The organism is Nocardioides lianchengensis, assembly GCF_900101465.1.
GTDB lineage: Bacteria > Actinomycetota > Actinomycetes > Propionibacteriales > Nocardioidaceae > Nocardioides > Nocardioides lianchengensis.
Genome location: NZ_FMZM01000004.1, coordinates 213,000 through 229,596, shown reverse-complemented (window position 1 = coordinate 229,596; position 16,597 = coordinate 213,000). Strand labels below are relative to the sequence as shown.

General features: G+C 72.2%; 15 protein-coding genes. 7 read left to right on the top strand and 8 right to left on the bottom strand.

The window, feature by feature from the left end; all coding sequences use genetic code 11:
* Positions 1-8: 8 nt before the first annotated feature.
* Together BLT76_RS25360 and BLT76_RS09045 are read left to right on the top strand one after the other, a co-directional pair.
* Positions 9-1,850 carry a fibronectin type III domain-containing protein gene (locus tag BLT76_RS25360; RefSeq protein ID WP_139175457.1) on the top strand — a complete coding sequence of 614 codons (1,842 nt, stop codon included), beginning with the start codon at positions 9-11 and terminating at the stop codon, positions 1,848-1,850.
* Entirely contained in the window at positions 1,847-3,427 is a 1,581-nt protein-coding gene (locus tag BLT76_RS09045; protein ID WP_139175456.1) for a glycosyltransferase family 2 protein, read from the top strand. The genes BLT76_RS25360 and BLT76_RS09045 overlap by 4 nt, the downstream gene beginning before the upstream one ends.
* 52 nt (positions 3,428-3,479) lie before the next feature.
* Here the strand turns inward: BLT76_RS09045 and BLT76_RS09040 are convergent, their stop codons facing one another.
* The 3 genes from BLT76_RS09040 to BLT76_RS09030 all read right to left on the bottom strand — a co-directional run bounded on the left by BLT76_RS09040 (position 3,480) and on the right by BLT76_RS09030 (position 6,164).
* Positions 3,480-4,847 (bottom strand): WD40 repeat domain-containing protein, encoded by a 1,368-nt coding sequence (locus BLT76_RS09040; protein WP_090854064.1) that lies wholly within the window; start codon positions 4,845-4,847, stop codon positions 3,480-3,482.
* Positions 4,844-5,335, bottom strand: coding sequence for a SigE family RNA polymerase sigma factor (locus BLT76_RS09035; protein WP_244509331.1), 492 nt, complete (start codon positions 5,333-5,335; stop codon positions 4,844-4,846). The genes BLT76_RS09040 and BLT76_RS09035 overlap by 4 nt, the downstream gene beginning before the upstream one ends.
* A 151-nt stretch (positions 5,336-5,486) precedes the next feature.
* Positions 5,487-6,164, bottom strand: coding sequence for a Crp/Fnr family transcriptional regulator (locus BLT76_RS09030; protein WP_090854061.1), 678 nt, complete (start codon positions 6,162-6,164; stop codon positions 5,487-5,489).
* A gap of 153 nt (positions 6,165-6,317) precedes the next feature.
* On the opposite strand from BLT76_RS09030, the gene nth reads away from it, so the two are divergent.
* The 5 genes from nth to BLT76_RS09005 are packed head-to-tail and all read left to right on the top strand — an operon-like array spanning position 6,318 to position 10,435.
* Complete coding sequence (gene nth, locus BLT76_RS09025) at positions 6,318-7,037, top strand: endonuclease III (protein ID WP_244509330.1); 720 nt, start codon at positions 6,318-6,320, stop codon at positions 7,035-7,037.
* Positions 7,034-7,645 carry a TlpA family protein disulfide reductase gene (locus BLT76_RS09020; protein ID WP_090854055.1) on the top strand — a complete coding sequence of 204 codons (612 nt, stop codon included), beginning with the start codon at positions 7,034-7,036 and terminating at the stop codon, positions 7,643-7,645. Before nth ends, BLT76_RS09020 begins: the two co-directional genes overlap by 4 nt.
* Positions 7,642-8,391 carry an NUDIX hydrolase gene (locus tag BLT76_RS09015; RefSeq protein ID WP_244509329.1) on the top strand — a complete coding sequence of 250 codons (750 nt, stop codon included), beginning with the start codon at positions 7,642-7,644 and terminating at the stop codon, positions 8,389-8,391. The genes BLT76_RS09020 and BLT76_RS09015 overlap by 4 nt, the downstream gene beginning before the upstream one ends.
* Positions 8,388-9,563, top strand: a complete 1,176-nt coding sequence (locus tag BLT76_RS09010; protein ID WP_090854052.1) for a MarP family serine protease — start codon at positions 8,388-8,390, stop codon at positions 9,561-9,563. Before BLT76_RS09015 ends, BLT76_RS09010 begins: the two co-directional genes overlap by 4 nt.
* A gap of 8 nt (positions 9,564-9,571) precedes the next feature.
* Positions 9,572-10,435: a metallophosphoesterase gene (locus BLT76_RS09005; RefSeq protein WP_090854049.1), complete on the top strand. Its 864-nt coding sequence runs from the start codon at positions 9,572-9,574 to the stop codon at positions 10,433-10,435.
* On the opposite strand, the gene BLT76_RS09000 is transcribed toward BLT76_RS09005, so the two are convergent.
* The 5 genes from BLT76_RS09000 to BLT76_RS08980 all read right to left on the bottom strand — a co-directional run bounded on the left by BLT76_RS09000 (position 10,419) and on the right by BLT76_RS08980 (position 16,566).
* The gene (locus BLT76_RS09000; protein ID WP_090854046.1) at positions 10,419-10,832 is read right to left on the bottom strand and encodes a phage holin family protein; all 414 of its coding nucleotides are present in this window, start codon (positions 10,830-10,832) and stop codon (positions 10,419-10,421) included. The genes BLT76_RS09005 and BLT76_RS09000 overlap by 17 nt on opposite strands.
* Before the next feature lie 42 nt (positions 10,833-10,874).
* Positions 10,875-12,197, bottom strand: coding sequence for a Na+/H+ antiporter NhaA (nhaA, locus tag BLT76_RS08995; RefSeq protein WP_090854043.1), 1,323 nt, complete (start codon positions 12,195-12,197; stop codon positions 10,875-10,877).
* A gap of 128 nt (positions 12,198-12,325) precedes the next feature.
* A complete protein-coding gene (gene acs / locus BLT76_RS08990; protein ID WP_090854039.1) occupies positions 12,326-14,293 on the bottom strand; it encodes an acetate--CoA ligase in 1,968 nt (655 codons plus the stop codon).
* A gap of 298 nt (positions 14,294-14,591) precedes the next feature.
* Entirely contained in the window at positions 14,592-16,208 is a 1,617-nt protein-coding gene (locus tag BLT76_RS08985) for a solute symporter family protein (protein WP_090854036.1), read from the bottom strand.
* Between the two features lies 1 nt (position 16,209).
* The gene (locus BLT76_RS08980; RefSeq protein ID WP_090854032.1) at positions 16,210-16,566 is read right to left on the bottom strand and encodes a DUF485 domain-containing protein; all 357 of its coding nucleotides are present in this window, start codon (positions 16,564-16,566) and stop codon (positions 16,210-16,212) included.
* Positions 16,567-16,597: the final 31 nt, after the last annotated feature.

Here is a 16,597-nt window from a genome sequence, read left to right as displayed (position 1 = left end):
GTCCGAACGTGCCGTCGTCCGCCGCGACCGTGGTCGCTGCTCTCCTCACCAGCCTGGGGCTGGGCCTGCTCGCCGCGGCTCCGGCCGAGGCCGCCCCCGCCGCGGGGCCGACCCGCCCCGGACCGCTCACCGTCGCGACCGTGACCCAGCAGGGTGCCGTCGTCGACTTCGGCCGCTCGCGGGGCGCCGGCCGGCTCACCTACCGGATCAAGGCCGGCGGCAAGACGGTCGCCACCACCCGCCGTACCTCCCGGGTCGCCGTGCCGCTCGCCTGCGGCCGCACCTACCGCGTCACCGCCGTGGCCGTCGACCGCCGGGGCCGCCGCTCCGCTGCCTCGCCCGGGGCCAGGCTGCGCACCCCCGCCTGCCTCGACCGCACCGCCCCGACCGCGCCCGCGACGCTGAGCGCCACGAGTCGGACCGGCAGCGAGGTCCGGCTCACCTGGCCGGCCGCCGGCGACCGGGTCGGCGTCACCGGCTACCTCGTCTACCGCGACGGCGTCGTCCTGGGCGGCTCGGCGACTCGCTCGTACGTCGCCCGCAACCTCCGCCCCAGCACGACGTACACCTTCGCGGTCCGGGCCCGCGACCGCGCCGGCAACCTGTCCCGGCCGGTGACCCTCCGGACCACCTCCGGCCGGCCCGAGCAGGCCACCGGCGACGTCCGCGCCTACGTGCTGACCAGCGACGGCGAGTCGTTCACCGACGCGCAGCGCCACTACCGCCAGCTGGACCGGGTCTTCCCGACCTTCTTCGAGGTCTCCCGCGCCGGGGACGTCACCGGGACCGGCCGGCCCGCCCTCACGACCTGGTTCCAGGACCGGGGCGTCAAGGTGCTGCCCCGCTTCCACTCCGAGGACCCCGGCGCCATCGAGGCGCTGGTCGCCGACCCGGCCGCCCGCGCCCACGGCGCTGCCACAATCGCCGCGATCGTCCGCGACGGCGGGTACGACGGCGCCAGCCTCGACCTCGAGATGAACATGCCGGCGACCGGCGTCGGCGACCTGACCAAGATGCAGCGCTGGCAGCGGCTCCGCGACGGCTACAGCGCCTTCGTCGAGGAGATCACCGCGCTGGTGCACGCCGACGGCGGCCTGGTCAGCGTGGCCGTCTCGCCCAACTGGTGCACCCGCACCGACCCGCAGACCCGGGCGGTCCTCTACTGCACCGACTCCGCGTCCGCCAGCACGGTCCGCCCACGCGCCTACCTCTTCGACTACGCGCGGCTCGGGGCCGTCGTCGACGAGCTCTGGGTGATGTCGTGGGGCCTGCACTGGTCGACCAGCGAGTCCGGCCCGGTGGCCGACGCGCGCTGGCTGGCGGCCGTGACCGACTACTTCCACGACCTGCTCGAGGACCGGCCGGACGTCACCGCGGAGCTCACGCTCGGCACCAACCTCTACGCCATGGACTGGTCCGAGACCGTCGTCCGCACCGACCGGATCGCCTGGCCGGGCACGCCGTTCCCGACCGCCCCGGCCTGCCCGGTGCCGAGCCGCACGGCCCGTGCGCGGACGTCGTACGAGGGCACGCCGGGGGCGGGCACGCTCGTCGTCGAGTGGGTGTGCCTGAGTCGCGCCGCGACGACACGCGAGTACGACGGCGTCCTGGCCGTGCTGGGTCAGTTCACGTCGCACGTGTTCGACACCGACTCGGCGGAGAACGTGATGACCGCCGCCGACCCGTCCGTCCCGGGCGCCCAGCGGGTGCTCTGGTACGTCGACGACCGCACCATCCAGCGGCGCGCGGCCCTCGCGGCCGACCGCGGCTGGAACCTCGGGTTCTGGCGGCTGGGCCGCGAGGACCAGACGATCTGGAACCTCGCCGAGCTGCAGGGGAGCAAGCCGTGACCGCCGTCCTCGAGCCGGAGCTCGTCGTTCCCGCGGAGCCGGCGCCCACGCCGGCCCCGCACCGTCGCGTCGGCTGGGCGCACGCCCTGTGGCGGCTCACCGTCGTCGCGTACGCCGCCGCGCTGCTCGTCTTCGTGCTGTCGCTGAAGGTCGGGGACGCGCTGGCGACCTCGCTGGTGCTGCAGGTCTACGCCTACCTGCTCGCGGCGTACCTGGTCACCCGGGTGGCGGTGGCCTCCCGCTACCGCCCCGACACCACCACCGTGCCCGACGCCGACCTGCCGAGCCTGGTCATCGCCGTGCCCGCCTTCAACGAGGAGGCGCACGTCGAGGACACCATCGACGCGCTCTTCCGGGTCGACTACCCGGCCGACAAGCTGCGCGTGGTCGTGGTCGACGACGGCTCCAGCGACGACACCTGGGCGCGGATCAAGGCCAGCGCCGTGCGCCACCCGCTGCTGGACGGCATCAAGTTCTCGCGCAACCGGGGCAAGCGGGCCGCGATGGCGGCCGCCGTACGAGCCGCGGACGGCGCCGACCTGGTGGTCTTCGTCGACTCCGACTCGGTCCTGGAGCCGCAGGCGCTGCGCGAGCTGGTCAAGCCGTTCGTCGGCGACCGGACCGGGCGGGTCGCCGCGGTGACCGGCCACGCCGACGTCCAGAACCCCGGCACCAACCTGCTCACCCGGTTGCAGCAGGTCCGCTACTTCGCCGCGTTCCGGGTCATCAAGGCCGCGGAGTCGCGGTACGGCGCGGTCACCTGCGCGTCCGGCTGCTTCTCGGCGTACCGCCGCTCCGAGCTCCTCGAGGTCCTCCACGAGTGGGAGAACCAGCGCTTCCTCGGCCAGGAGGCCACCTTCGGCGACGACCGGGCGCTCACCAACGCGCTGCTGCGCCGCGGCCGCGAGGTCCGCTACCAGTCGACCGCGGTCAGCGCGACGCTCGTGCCGGACCGCTGGAAGGCGTTCCTGACCCAGCAGTTGCGCTGGAAGAAGTCCTGGCTGCGCGAGACCCTGTACGTCGTCCGCTTCGCCTGGCGCTGGCCGCTGATCGCCGCGTTCGGCGTCTACGCCAGCGTGCTCTTCCAGCTGCTCGGCCCGCTGGTCGCCCTGCATTCCCTGGTGATCCGCCCGGTCTTCCTCGGCGGCTCGCCCTGGCTCTACCTGGTCGGCCTGCAGGTCGTCGCCGTGCTCTACGGCCTGCTCTACGCCGGCGTGAAGCGCAGCCCGCACTGGTGGGGCGGCATCGCCTACGCCTTCGCCTACTCGGCCGTGATCAGCTGGCAGATCTACTGGGCCATGCTCACCCAGCGCAACACGTCCTGGGGCACCCGCGACTCGTCGATCACCGGTGAGGGCCCGCCCCTCGCCGTCGCCGAGGTGGTCGGCGAGCCCGGCGACACCGGCCTCCCGCTGCTCTGCGCTCCCGGTCGCCGTCTCCCCGCCGTCCCCTCCACCCTCGCCGAGCGTCCCGCCGTCCCCGACTGGGACGCCGCCACGCGGCGCGACTGGGTGGTCGGCGTGCTCGCCGTACCGCTGTCGTCGCTGCCGGTCCTGTGGTGGGTGTTCCTGCGCTGAGCGGCGGCGCGGCTCGGGTCCGTCGGCCCCACGACCGGCGCAATCGCGCTGTTCAGGGGACAGGACGCCGCGCGCCGGGGGAGGAGTACGGCGAGCGCCGGGTCCGCAGCAGGACGGTCCACGCCAGGAGGGCCAGCGCGGCGGCTCCGACCAGGATCCAGCCGCCGATCGTCAGGACCCGGCCCCAGTCGGTCGGCCAGTCGGGCTCGGGGCGGTCGACGGTGGGCCTTTCGGTGGTCATCAGGTCGGTGGCCAGGGTCAGGGTGTCGGGGACGTCGGCGTCGACGGCGGCGACGGTGGCGCTGATGCCGTCGCGCTCGAGCAGCAGCAGGGCGCCGTCCGACGAGTCGAGGGTGCTGGTGCGGACCACGAGCCGATCGGCGGTGATGCCGAGGACGGTGGCGGTGCCGCCGGCGACGGGGTTCAGCTCGCCGCTCGCGTCGATGGTGGAGACCTTCAGGCGGCGATCGAGCAGCTGTACGGCGAGTTCGGAGTCGATTCCGGCGGCGATCGAACCGTCGGCGGTGACGACGCCGCGGCCCGACCAGAATCCGCGGAGGCGACGCGCCTCCCGGCGCTCGCCGTCCCAGCGGACCATCCGGTCGTTGCCGACGATGCTCAGCACTCCGTCGGCGGCGATCGCCACCGTCATGGCACTGGGCTCGCCGATCCGCATCTGGTCGACCGAGCCGGTCGTGAGATCGATCCGCCCGGCGAACGGCGACGCGCTACCCGTGGAGCTCTCGGTCCAGGAGGTGTAGCGCTCACCGGTCCAGCCGAGCCACCGTCCGTCCGAGGACCAGGTCAGGGTCCCGACGGCCGTGCCCTCCGCTCCGAGGATCGGGTGGTCGGTTACCGAACCCTCCTCGAGGTCGAGCACCCGCACGCCGCTCGGGATGGGCTCCGTGGCTGCGTCTGGTCCGAAGTGGGCGTAGGCGTAGGCGAGGCGTAACCCGTCCGGTGACAGTGCGACCGGCGAGCCGCCGAGGCCGTAGTTCAGGAGGAAGTTGTTGCCACCGAAGTCCGGGAGATCGAGCAGGTGGTACGCGCCGTCCGCGGCCCCCACGACCACCGGCAGTCCTCCGGGCGTCGTCCAGGCGGCGGCGGCCGTCCCGACATCGAGCTGCGACGAGACCTCATCCCGCATCCACGAGTCGTCGTTCTCCCGGTCCGACATCCGCTCCGGCACCGCCCACAACCGGTTCGGCACCCCGAGCGTCCGCCCGTCCACCGGCTCGAGCCCGTCCCGCGTCGGCAGCCAGGCCAGCGTCCCGGCGACCGCCAGCACGGCGACGACCGCAGCGACGACCCCGAGCCGGTCGCGCCGCCGGGCCCGCCGCGCCCGCGCCCACATGTCAGCGGGTACGACGACCTCCGGAGCCCGGGCCGCGATCCGCTCCAGCTCGTCGTGGATGCTCATGACGCTCCTCCCACCAGGTCGCCGAGCTCCGGCGCGAGGGTGCGCAGCCGGGCCAGCGCGTTCCGGGTCGTGGACTTGACCGTGCCCGGGGAGATCCCGAGGGCGTGCGCGGTCTGGACCTCGGTCAGGTCCTCGAAGTAGCGCAGCACCAGCACCGTCCGCTGCCGCACGGTCAGCAGGGCGAGGGCACTCTCCAGGCTGAGCCGCAGGTCCGGGTCGGACGGGACGGCGGGGGCGTCGTACGAGCCGAGGCGGACCTCGGACAGCCGCCGGCGCCGCCACCACGAGACGTTCTGCGTGTAGAGGATCCGGCGGACGTAGGGCTCGGGGTCGCCCTCGATCCGCGACCAGGCCTTGGCCGCCCTGAACAGCGCCGTCTGGACCAGGTCCTCGGCGAGGTGCGCGTCCCCCGTGAGCAGGTACGCCGTCCGCGCCAGCGCGCTCGTGCGCGCCATCACGAACGCGTCGAAGTCGTCCTCGTGAGTCACCCGACCCCCTCTCACCCCCTCCTACGCCGGGCAGGGGGTGTCCGGGGGGTCGGTCGGGCCGACTTTCTCCGACCTTCTCAGCCGAATCCGGACGTTCCTGGGCGAAGTAACGCCCGGGAACGTCCTAGTTCCCCGGTGAACCGGGGAAGTGTCAGCGGGCCCGCCGGGCCAGCCGCTCGACGTCCATGATCACGACCGAGCGCGGCTCCAGCCGCAGCCAGCCGCGCGAGGCGAAGTCGGCGAGCGCCTTGTTGACGGTCTCGCGGGAGGCGCCGACCAGCTGGGCCAGCTCCTCCTGGGTGAGGTCGTGGTGGACGTGCACGCCGTCGTCGGCGGTGCGGCCGAAGCGGTCGGCGAGGTCGAGCAGCGCCTTGGCGACGCGGCCGGGCACGTCGGAGAAGACCAGGTCGGCGACGACGTCGTTGGCCTTGCGGAGCCGGCCGGCGAGCTGGGCGAGCAGGCCGCGGGCGACGACCGGGCGGCCCTCGAGCCAGCGCAGCAGGTCCTCGTGGGAAAGGGACGCGAACGCGGCGTCGGTGACGGCGGTGACCGTGGCCGAGCGCGGGCCCGGGTCGAAGAGCGACAGCTCGCCGAACATCTGGCCGGGGCCGAGGATGGCGAGCAGGTTCTCGCGGCCGTCGGACGACGTACGGCCGAGCTTCACCTTGCCGTCGAGGACGATGTAGAGCTTGTCGCCCGAGTCGCCCTCGTGGAAGAGCACGTCGCCGCGGCGCAGCCGGTTCTCGGCCATCGACGCGCGCAGCGCCGTCGCGGCCTCGTCGTCGAGGGCGCTGAACAGCGGCGCCTGACGCAGTACGTCGTTGTCCACGGGTCCTCCTGGTTGACCGGATGTCCGCCCTCACCTGCGCAAAGGCATTCCGTCGTGATCCTAGCCAGTGGGGTATCTCACAGGCGACACCGGACCCCCGCGAGTCGCGGGTACGACGGCCGCGCTGTCGGTGCCCCGCCGTACCCTGAATCCGTGCCTGTGACCCCGGTGACCGCGACCAAGCCCGACACCAGCCTGGTCCGCCGAGCCCGCAAGGTCGACCGGGTGCTGGCCGAGACCTACCCCGACGCGCGCTGCGAGCTGGACTTCGACGACCCGTTCCAGCTCCTCGTCGTGACGGTGCTGTCGGCCCAGACGACTGACAAGCGCGTCAACGCCGTTCGCCCGACCCTGTTCGCCGCCTACCCGGACGCGAAGGCGATGGCCGCGGCCGACCGGGCGACCCTGGAGGGCATCGTCGGGCCGCTCGGGTTCTTCCGGGCCAAGACCGAGTCGCTGCTGCGCCTCAGCGCCGCGCTGGTCGAGGACCACGGCGGCGAGGTGCCCGGCCGGCTGGTCGACCTGGTGAAGCTGCCCGGCGTCGGCCGCAAGACCGCCAACGTCGTGCTCGGCAACGCCTTCGACGTCCCCGGCATCACCGTCGACACCCACTTCGGGCGCCTGGCCCGACGGCTCGGCTGGACCGAGGAGACCGATCCGGTGAAGGTCGAGCACGCGGTCGGCGCGCTCTTCCCGAAGCGGGACTGGACGATGCTCAGCCACCACCTGATCTGGCACGGCCGGCGTCGCTGCCACAGCCAGAAGCCGGCCTGCGGCGCGTGCCCGGTCGCCCAGTGGTGTCCGTCGTTCGGGGCCGGGCCGACCGACCCGGAGGCCGCCGCCAAGCTGGTGAAGACCGAGGGTCGCGCATGAGGAAGGCCCTCGGAGCGGCGGCCGTGCTGCTGCTCCTCGCGAGCGGCTGCGCGCCCGATGCCGAGGACCCGACCATCGGCGGCGCCCGGCCCTCGCGCGTCGACGTCGACACCCCCGAGCTGCGTGAGCTGAAGGCCGAGATCGGGGTCGAGGACTGCGCGCCCGGCGACGTGCCTGGCGACGGGGACGTCGGAGGCCTCCCCGACCTCACCCTCGCCTGCCTCGGCGGTGGCCCCGACGTCGACCTCGCCACGCTGCGTGGACCTCTGGTCCTCAACTTCTGGTACGCCGCCTGCGGCCCCTGCCGCCACGAGATGCCGGCCATCCAGGCGTTCCACGAGCAGTACGGCGACCGCGTCCCGGTCGTGGGCATCACCAACGACCTGTTCCCCGCGCAGGCCCTGGAGCTGGCCCGGACCACCGGCGCGACGTACCCCCAGCTGGCCGACCCCGGCAACGACGTCCAGGGCACCGGCCTGCGCCCCCGCGGCTACCCGACCTTCGCGTTCCTCCGCGAGGACGGCACGGTCGAGATGTCGGCCGGCGGGATCGACTCCGTCGCCGAGCTGACGGCGCTGGTCGAGGAGCATCTGGGGATCACCCTGTGACCGCGCCGGTGGTCCTGCCCGACTGGCTGGTCCCGGTCCGCGCGGCGGCCGAGCGCATCGAGGCCTCCGACCTCACCCGGTTCGTCCCGCCCGAGGGCGCCGGCGCCCGGCTCGGCGCGGTGCTGATGCTGTTCAGCGAGGGCCCGTCCGGCGGCGAGCTGCTGCTCACCGAGCGCGCCCACGACATGCGGTCCCACCCCGGCCAGGTGTCCTTCCCCGGCGGCTCGCTCGACCCGGGCGAGGGCGTCGTCGACGCGGCGCTGCGCGAGGCCGAGGAGGAGGTCGGCGTGGCGCCGTCCTCGGTGGAGGTCTTCGGGTTCCTGCCCGAGCTGTGGCTGCCGCCGAGCAACTTCGCGGTCACCCCGGTGCTCGGCTGGTGGCGCGAGCCGGGCGGTGCGTCGGTGGTCAGCCGGGCCGAGGTGCACGCGATCCACCACGCGCCGATCAGCGAGCTGGTCGATCCCGAGCACCGGATCACCGTCCGTCACCCCAACGGCTACACCAGTCCGGGCTTCCTCATCGGTCCAGACAAGGACGTCATCCTGTGGGGTTTCACGGGCGGGATCATCGCGCGCCTGTTCGACTACCTCGGGTGGTCCCGGCCGTGGGACGATGCGCGCGTCCGCGACCTCCCGTCGTACATGCTGGCCGGCGACTCGCGCACGCAGCGCAACGCCCGGGCCGGGATGCTGGACATCGAGCACGACGACCCGCACGACGAGAACGAGGACGAGGAGCCGGGGTGAACCTGCTGGACTGGCTGCTCGTCGCGCTCGTCGTCGCCTACGCGCTGTCGGGCTACTGGCAGGGCTTCATCACGGGCGCGTTCGCGACCGCGGGCCTGCTGCTGGGCGGTCTGTTCGGCGTCTGGCTGGCCCCGGTCGCGCTGGGTGACGCCTCCCCGTCGATGTGGGTCTCGCTCGGAGCGCTGTTCATCGTCATCCTGGCCGCCTCCCTGGGCCAGGCGCTCTTCCAGTTCGCCGGCGCCAAGATCCGCAACAAGATCACCTGGCAGCCGATCCGCGCCCTCGACGCGATCGGCGGCGCCCTGCTGAGCGCGGCCGCCGTCCTGCTGGTCGCCTGGGCGCTCGGCGTCGCGGTCTCCGGCAGCCGGATCGGCGAGGTCACCCCGCTGGTCCGCGAGTCGACGGTGCTGGCCAAGGTCAACGGCGTGCTGCCCCGCTCGGCGCCCAACGTCCTCAACGCCTTCAACGACGTCGTCGGCACCAGCTTCTTCCCGCGCTACCTCGAGCCGTTCGCCCCCGAGCGGATCGTCGAGGTCGCGCCGGGCGACAACAAGCTCCTCGAGCGTCGCCGCGTGCGGGTCGCCCAGGAGAGCGTGTTGAAGGTCCGCGCCAGCAACCGCTGCGGGCGCGGCGTCGAGGGCACCGGCTTCCTGTACGCCGAGGACCGCCTGCTCACCAACGCCCACGTGGTCGCCGGCGTCGACGAGCCCGAGGTGCTGCTCGGCGAGGACTCGGTGCCCGCGACCGTCGTCCTCTACGACCCCCAGCTCGACCTCGCCGTGCTCCAGCTCGACGCCGAGGGCCGCACCCCGCTCGACCTCGACGAGACCGCCGAGCCGCAGGACCCGGTCGTCATCCTGGGCTACCCCCAGGACGGCCCGTACGACGCCCAGGCCGGCCGGATCCGCGCCGAGCAGCGGCTCCGCTCGCCCGACATCTACGGCAAGGGCTCGGTCATCCGCGAGGTCTTCTCGCTGCGCGGCCTGGTCCGCCCCGGCAACTCCGGCGGTCCGATCGTCGCGCGCGACGGCGACGTCGTCGGCGTGGTCTTCGCCGCGTCGGTGACCGACGAGGACACCGGCTACGCCCTGACCGCCGCCCAGGTCGCCGACACGGCCGCCGAGGGCATCACGCGCAGCAGCGAGGTCTCGACCGGGGAGTGCGCCGGGTAGGCAGGGCGATGGGCCACCGGATCCTGCACCTGTCCGACACCCACGTCAGCGCCACGGGCCCCGACGAGGACGGCGTGGACGCGCTCCGGGCCCTCGACGGCCTGCTGGCCGACCTGCGCGACGTGGCCGGCATCGACCTGGTCCTGGTGACCGGCGACGTCGCCGACGACGGGTCGGAGGCCGGGTGCTCCGTGGTCCGTGAGCGGGTGGGCGCGTTCGCCGCCGAGCGCGGCGTGCCCCACGTCTACACGACCGGCAACCACGACGACCGGACCGCCTTCACCGCCGCGCTCGGGTCGGGTCACCTCAGCCCCGACGGGCGGGACCTCGCCGCGAGGAGCGGTCCTGGCTGCGCCGCGGTGAGCGAGGTCGACGGGCTGCGCGTGGTCACCCTCGACAGCCTGGTCCCGGGCTCCGTGCACGGGCAGCTCGACGACGACCAGCTGACCTGGGTGGACGACGTCCTGGCGGCGCCCGCTCCCGGTGGCACGGTGGTCGCCCTGCACCACCCACCGATCCACGTGCCCGGGGTGCCGACGATGGCGGCGGTGGCGCTGCAGCAGCCGGAGCGGCTGGCCGCCGTCCTGGCCGGGAGGGACGTGCACGCCGTCCTGTGCGGGCACTTCCACCACCAGCTGAGCGGGACGCTCGGCGACGTCCCGGTGTGGGTCACGCCCGGGGTGGTCACCCGGATCGACCTGACCGCCCCGCCACCGCTCGTGCGGGCGGTGCTCGGTGCCGGCGCCTCGGTCATCGACCTGGACGGCCCGGCGTCACCGGTCTGCCACGTGCTGCACGCCCGCGACCAGCGGGCCGGTGAGCAGGTCTACGTCTACGACCCGGTCACCGGCGACGTCACGACTGGCCCTTGAACGCCTTCGGGATCTCGCGGCCCTGCTCGATGGCCTTCTCGGGCGGGCCGACCTGCTTGACCTTCTTGATGCCGACGAAGACCAGCAGCCCGGCGATGCCGAGGTAGAGGCCGAAGACGATCAGGAACGCCCAGTGCAGGCTCAGCCCGCTGCCGTTCCAGTGGATGAAGTAGGCGATCGCCACCGAGAGCATGATGACCGCCAGCACGGCGACGAACCCGGCCGCGGCGAACATCGCGATGCCGATCCCGCCGGCCTTCACGCTCACCTTCAGCTCGGACTTGGCGAGCTCGATCTCCTTGGAGATCAGGGTCGAGATGTCGCGGCTGGCGTCGGCGACGAGCTTGCCGATCGTCGGGTCGTCCTTGCGGGGTGCCGGGACGGGTTCGGTGGCCATGCGGACCTCTCCTGAGGGCGAGCGGGATGCGGTGTGCAGACCCTACAAGCCCGTGGGACCGGGTCGGTGGTCGCGTTGGTAGACGTCGGGTACCCCATCGCCGTCCGCGTCGATCCCCTCCTCCTCGCAGAGGCGCCGATAGACGCGGTTGCGGCTGCGCAGCACCGCCGCGGCCAGCAGGGTCGCCACCAGCGAGCCGACCAGGACCCCGACCTTGACGTGGTCGTCCTGCGGCGTGCCGGTCCCGAAGGCCAGCTCGCCGATCAGCAGCGACACGGTGAACCCGATGCCCGCGAGCATCGCCATCCCGACCACGTCGACCCACGACAGCTCGTCGTCGAGGTCCGCGCGGGTGAAGGTCGCCAGCAGCCAGGTCGATCCGGCGATGCCGACCGTCTTGCCGACCACCAGCCCGGTGACGATGCCGAGCGCGATCGGGTCGGTCAGCGCGTCGGTCAGCCCCGAGAGGCCCCCGACGTCCACCCCGGCCGCGAAGAACGCGAACACGGGGACGGCGACTCCCGCCGAGATCGGTCGCACCAGGTGCTCCAGGTGCTCGGCCAGCCCGGGACCGGCGTCCGGTCCGCCAGCGGCCTCGCTGCGCAGCACCGGCACCGTGAACCCGAGCAGGACGCCGGCAACTGTCGCGTGCACCCCCGACTCGTGGACCAGCGCCCACGCGACCACCGCGAGCGGCACGAGCAGCCACCCGGAGCGGATCCGCCGCTGGACCAGCGCCGCGAACAGCGCGATCGGCACCAGCGCCAGCAGGAGGTACGACGGCCGCAGCTCGTCGGTGTAGAAGATCGCGATGATGGTGATGGCCAGCAGGTCGTCGACGACCGCCAGCGTCAGCAGGAAGGTCCGCAGGCCGGACGGCAGGTGCGTGCTGATGACCGCGAGGATGGCCACCGCGAACGCGATGTCGGTGGCCGTCGGGATCGCCCACCCGGTCAGGTCGCCGTCGGCGCCGAGGTTCCACAGCACGTAGACGATCGCAGGCGCAGCCATGCCGCCGACCGCCGCCGCGACCGGCAGAGCGGCCCGCCGCGGATCGCGCAGGTCGCCGGCGACGAACTCCCGCTTCAGCTCGAGTCCGGCGACGAAGAAGAAGATCGCCAGCAGCCCGTCCGCCGCCCAGGTGCCCAGCGACAGGTCGAGGTGCAGCGACTCGGGGCCGATCCGGAGGTCGCGAAGGTCGGCGTACGACGGCGCCCAGGGCGTGTTCGCCCAGACGATCGCGATGAGGGCGCCGGCGATGAGCAGGAAGCCGCCGGTCGTCTCGGCGCGCAGCACCGCGGCGATCCGCGAGCTCTCGAGGAACGTGCCGCGGGAGAACAGGCGGGGGGAGCGGTGCTGGGACATGGGGCCCTTCGAGGGGTCGGCGACAGGACTGCCGACCAGACTTCCCGGCGCACCACGCCCCACCCTATCCGCGAGCGCCCGGCCCGCCGAGTCGGCGCGAACTCGCGCCGACTCGGCGATCGGGGGAGTCAGTCCTCGCCCTTGCCCTCGCTCTGCTTGGCGGAGATCAGATCCATCACGGAGCTGTCGGCGAGGGTGGTGACGTCGCCGACCTCGCGGTTCTCGGCGACGTCGCGGAGCAGGCGGCGCATGATCTTGCCGGAGCGGGTCTTCGGGAGCTCGGCGACGATCATGATCTGGCGCGGCTTGGCGATCGCGCCGATCTCCTTGCGGACGTGGTTGCGCAACTCCTCGACGATGTCGGCCCCGCCGTCGCCCGCCTCGTCGCGCAGGATCACGAACGCGCAGACGGCCTGGCCGGTGTCCTCGTCCTTGGCGCCCACGACCGCCGCCTCGGCGACCTTCGGGTGCGAGACCAGGGCGGACTCGATCTCGGTGGTGGAGAGCCGGTGCCCGGAGACGTTCATGACGTCGTCCACGCGGCCGAGGACCCACAGGTCGCCGTCGGAGTCCTTCTTCGCGCCGTCGCCGGCGAAGTACCACCCCTGCTTGGCGTAGCGCGACCAGTAGGTGTCCTTGAACCGCTGGTCGTCGCCCCAGATGGTGCGGAGCATCGCGGGCCACGGCTCGGTGAGGACGAGGTAGCCGCCGGAGCCGTTCGGCACCGACTCGCCCTCCTCGGTGACCACGTCGGCCGCGACGCCGGGGATCGGGATCATCGCCGAGCCGGGCTTGCCGTGGGTGACGCCGGGCAGCGGGCTGATCATGATCGAGCCGGTCTCGGTCTGCCACCAGGTGTCGACGACGGGGGTGCGGTCGCCGCCGATGACGTGGCGGTACCAGACGTAGGCCTCCGGGTTGATCGGCTCGCCGACCGAACCGAGCAGCCGCAGGCTGGAGAGGTCGCGGGCGTCCGGGATCTCGCGGCCCTGCTTCATGAACGACCGGATCGCGGTCGGCGCCGTGTAGAAGATCGTGACGCCGTACTCCTCGATGATCTGCCACCAGCGCCCGCGCTCGGGGGAGTCGGGGGTGCCTTCGTAGAGCACCTGCGTGGCGCCGTTCGCGAGCGGCCCGTAGACGATGTAGGAGTGGCCGGTCACCCAGCCGATGTCGGCGGTGCACCAGTAGACGTCGGTCTCCGGCTTCAGATCGAAGACCGCCCAGTGCGTGTACGCCGCGCCGGTGAGGTAGCCGCCCGTGGTGTGCAGGATCCCCTTCGGCTTGCCGGTCGTCCCGGAGGTGTACATGACGTAGAGCGGGTGCTCGGCGTCGAAGAACTCCAGCTCGTGCTCGGTCGAGGCCTGCTCGACCGACTCGTGCCACCAGACGTCGACGTCGTCGTCCCACGCGACGTCCTGCCCGGTCCGGCGTACGACGAGCACCTTCTCGACGACGTCGGTCTTGGTGCGGGCCTCGTCGACCGCGGGCTTCAGGGCCGAGGGGGCGCCGCGGCGGTAGCCGCCGTCGGCGGTGACGACCACCTTGGCCTGGCAGTCGGTCAGCCGGGAGGCGAGGGCGTCGGAGGAGAAGCCGCCGAAGACCACGGTGTGCGGGGCGCCGATGCGGGCGCAGGCCAGCATCGCGACGACCGCCTCGGGGATCATCGGCATGTAGATCGCGACCCGGTCGCCGGCACCGACGCCGAGGTCGGTCAGCGCGTTGGCCGCCTGGCTGACCTCGTCCTTCAGCTGGCTGTAGGTGATGGTCCGCTTGTCGTCGGCCGGCTCGCCGACCCAGTGGAAGGCGACCTTGTCGCCGTGCCCGGCCTCGACGTGGCGGTCCACGCAGTTGTACGCCGCGTTCAGCCGGCCACCGACGAACCACTTCGCGAAGGGCGGGTTGGTCCAGTCCAGGACGGTGTCCCACTTCTGGTCCCAGCTCAGCCGGTCGGCCTGCTCGGCCCAGAAGCCCTCACGGTCCGCGGCCGCCCGCTCGTAGGCCTCCTCCGTCAGGTTGGCGTTCGCCGCCAGCTCGGCCGGCGGCTCGAACCGGCGGTCTTCCTTCAGCAGGTTCGAGAGGGTCTCGTCGCTCACGTCGTACTCCTGTTATCGCGTCGAAGGGTGGCACCCGCCACATTAGGGGCACCTCGTTGGTCGAGTAGTCCGCGAGGAACGAGCGGGCGTATCGAGACCCCCTGCAGCGGGTCTCGATACGCTCGCTGGCGCTCGCTACTCGACCAACGATCTGAGGTCTCGTTGGAGTCGTCCAACGGTCTGAGGTCTCGTTGGAGTCGTCCAATGGTCTGAGGTCTCGTTGGTCGAGTAGCCGCCGAGGAACGAGGTGGCGTATCGAGACCCGCCGCGTTGGCCTGGCCACTCGACCAACGAGTTGCTAATGCTGGACGGCCTGCTCGGCGCCCGCGCCGGTGAGGGCGCGGACCTCGAGCTCGTTGTAGCGCTCCTCGGCCTCGGGCTCGCGGGAGGTCACCGAGCCCAGCCAGCCGAAGAAGAAGCCGAGCGGGATGGAGACGATGCCCGGGTTCTCCAGCGGGAACCAGGAGATGTCGATGCTGGTGGGCAGCAGGGACAGGTTCTTGCCGGTGGGGTCCTCGCCCTTGCCGGAGACGATCGGCGAGAAGATCACCAGGCCGACCGAGGAGATCAGGCCGCCGTAGATGCTCCACACCGCGCCACGGGTGTTGAAGCGGCGCCAGAACATGTTGTAGACGATCGCCGGCAGGTTGGCCGAGGCCGCGACCGCGAAGGCCAGGGCGACCAGGAACGCGATGTTGAGGTTCTGGGCCGGGATGGCGAGCAGGATGGCGATCGCGCCGATGGCGGCGGCGGCGATCCGGGTCATCCGGATCTCCTGCTGCTCGGTGGCCTGGCCCTTCTTCACGACGTTGTTGTAGATGTCGTGGGCCACCGACGCCGAGGACGTCAGCACCAGTCCGGCCACCACCGCGAGGATGGTCGCGAAGGCCACCGCCGCGATCAGGGCGAGCAGGATCGCGCCGCCGGTCGAGCCGGCACCGCCGCCGACCTCCTCGGCCAGTTTCGGCGAGGCCAGGTTGCCGGCCGCGTCGAGCGTGCTGGTGTCGAGCAGGGCCGCCGCGCCGAAGCCGAGGACCAGGGTGAAGAGGTAGAAGACGCCGATCAGGCCGATCGCCCACAGCACCGACTTCCGCGCGTCGCGGGAGGTCGGGACCGTGTAGAAGCGGATCAGGATGTGCGGCAGACCCGCCGTACCGAGGACCAGGGCGATGCCGAGGCTGAGGAAGTCGATCTTGCTGGTCATCGTGGCGCCGTACTTCAGGCCGGGTTCGAGGAACGCCGAGCCCGCACCCGAGTTGTTCGCGGCGGAGCCGAGCAGGTCGGAGATGTTGAAGTTGAACTTGATGAGGACCAGCACCACGATCAGCGCGGAGCCGCTCATCAGCAGCACGGCCTTCACGATCTGCACCCAGGTGGTGCCCTTCATGCCGCCGACGGTGACGTAGAAGACCATCAGCGCGCCGACGGCCACGATGGTCAGGTTCTTGACGGCCTGGTCGTCGACGCCGAGCAGCAGGGTGACCAGCGCGCCCGCGCCGACCATCTGGGCGAGCAGGTAGAAGATCGACACGATCACCGTCGAGCTGGCCGCCGCCATCCGCACCGGCCGCTGCCGCATCCGGTAGGCCAGCTGGTCGGCCATCGTGTAGCGCCCGGAGTTGCGCAGCATCTCGGCGACCAGGAGCAGGGCGACCAGCCAGGCCACCAGGAAGCCGATGGAGTACAGGAAGCCGTCGTACCCGCTGAGCGCGATGGCGCCCGAGATGCCGAGGAACGAGGCGGCCGACATGTAGTCGCCGCCGATCGCGAGGCCGTTCTGGACGCCGGAGAACGAGCGGCCGCCAGCGTAGAAGTCGGCCGTGCCCGAGCTCTGCCGGCTGGCCCAGAACGTGATGCCGACCGTCAGGGCGACGACGGCGAGGAACAGGGTCGTGGTGAGCACCTGGTCGTCCATGTCAGACCCCCTTCGCCTGGTGCTCGCGGTACTCGTCGTCGAGCTGGCGGGCCAGCGGGTCGAGCTTCGCGGTCGAGAACCGGCTGTAGAGCCAGGCCAGCAGGAAGGTGGTCACGAACTGCAGCAGCCCGAACACCAGCGCGATGTTGATGTTGCCGACGACCTTGGTGCTCATGAAGTCGTGCGCCCAGTTGGAGAGCACGACGTAGAGCAGGTACCAGCTGAGGAACGCGACCGTCGCCGGGAAGACGAAGCCGCGGTAGAGCCGGCGCAGCTCGGTGAACTCGGGCCGGGCGTGCAGCTCCTGGTAGACGGGGTCGTGCGGGGAGGCCTGTTTCGGATCGGGTCGTGACGCCACGGTGGGTCCTCTCGGACGAGCGGGTGTGATC

Bases quoted from the DNA above. Each gene is read 5' to 3' on its own strand.
- BLT76_RS09005 (WP_090854049.1), top strand. From the start codon at position 9,572: ATGGGCCACCGGATCCTGCACCTGTCCGACACCCACGTCAGCGCCACG.
- BLT76_RS09020 (WP_090854055.1), top strand. From the start codon at position 7,034: ATGAGGAAGGCCCTCGGAGCGGCGGCCGTGCTGCTGCTCCTCGCGAGC.
- nhaA (WP_090854043.1), bottom strand. From the start codon at position 12,197: ATGTCCCAGCACCGCTCCCCCCGCCTGTTCTCCCGCGGCACGTTCCTC.
- BLT76_RS09000 (WP_090854046.1), bottom strand. From the start codon at position 10,832: ATGGCCACCGAACCCGTCCCGGCACCCCGCAAGGACGACCCGACGATC.
- BLT76_RS08985 (WP_090854036.1), bottom strand. From the start codon at position 16,208: ATGGACGACCAGGTGCTCACCACGACCCTGTTCCTCGCCGTCGTCGCC.
- BLT76_RS09040 (WP_090854064.1), bottom strand. From the start codon at position 4,847: ATGAGCATCCACGACGAGCTGGAGCGGATCGCGGCCCGGGCTCCGGAG.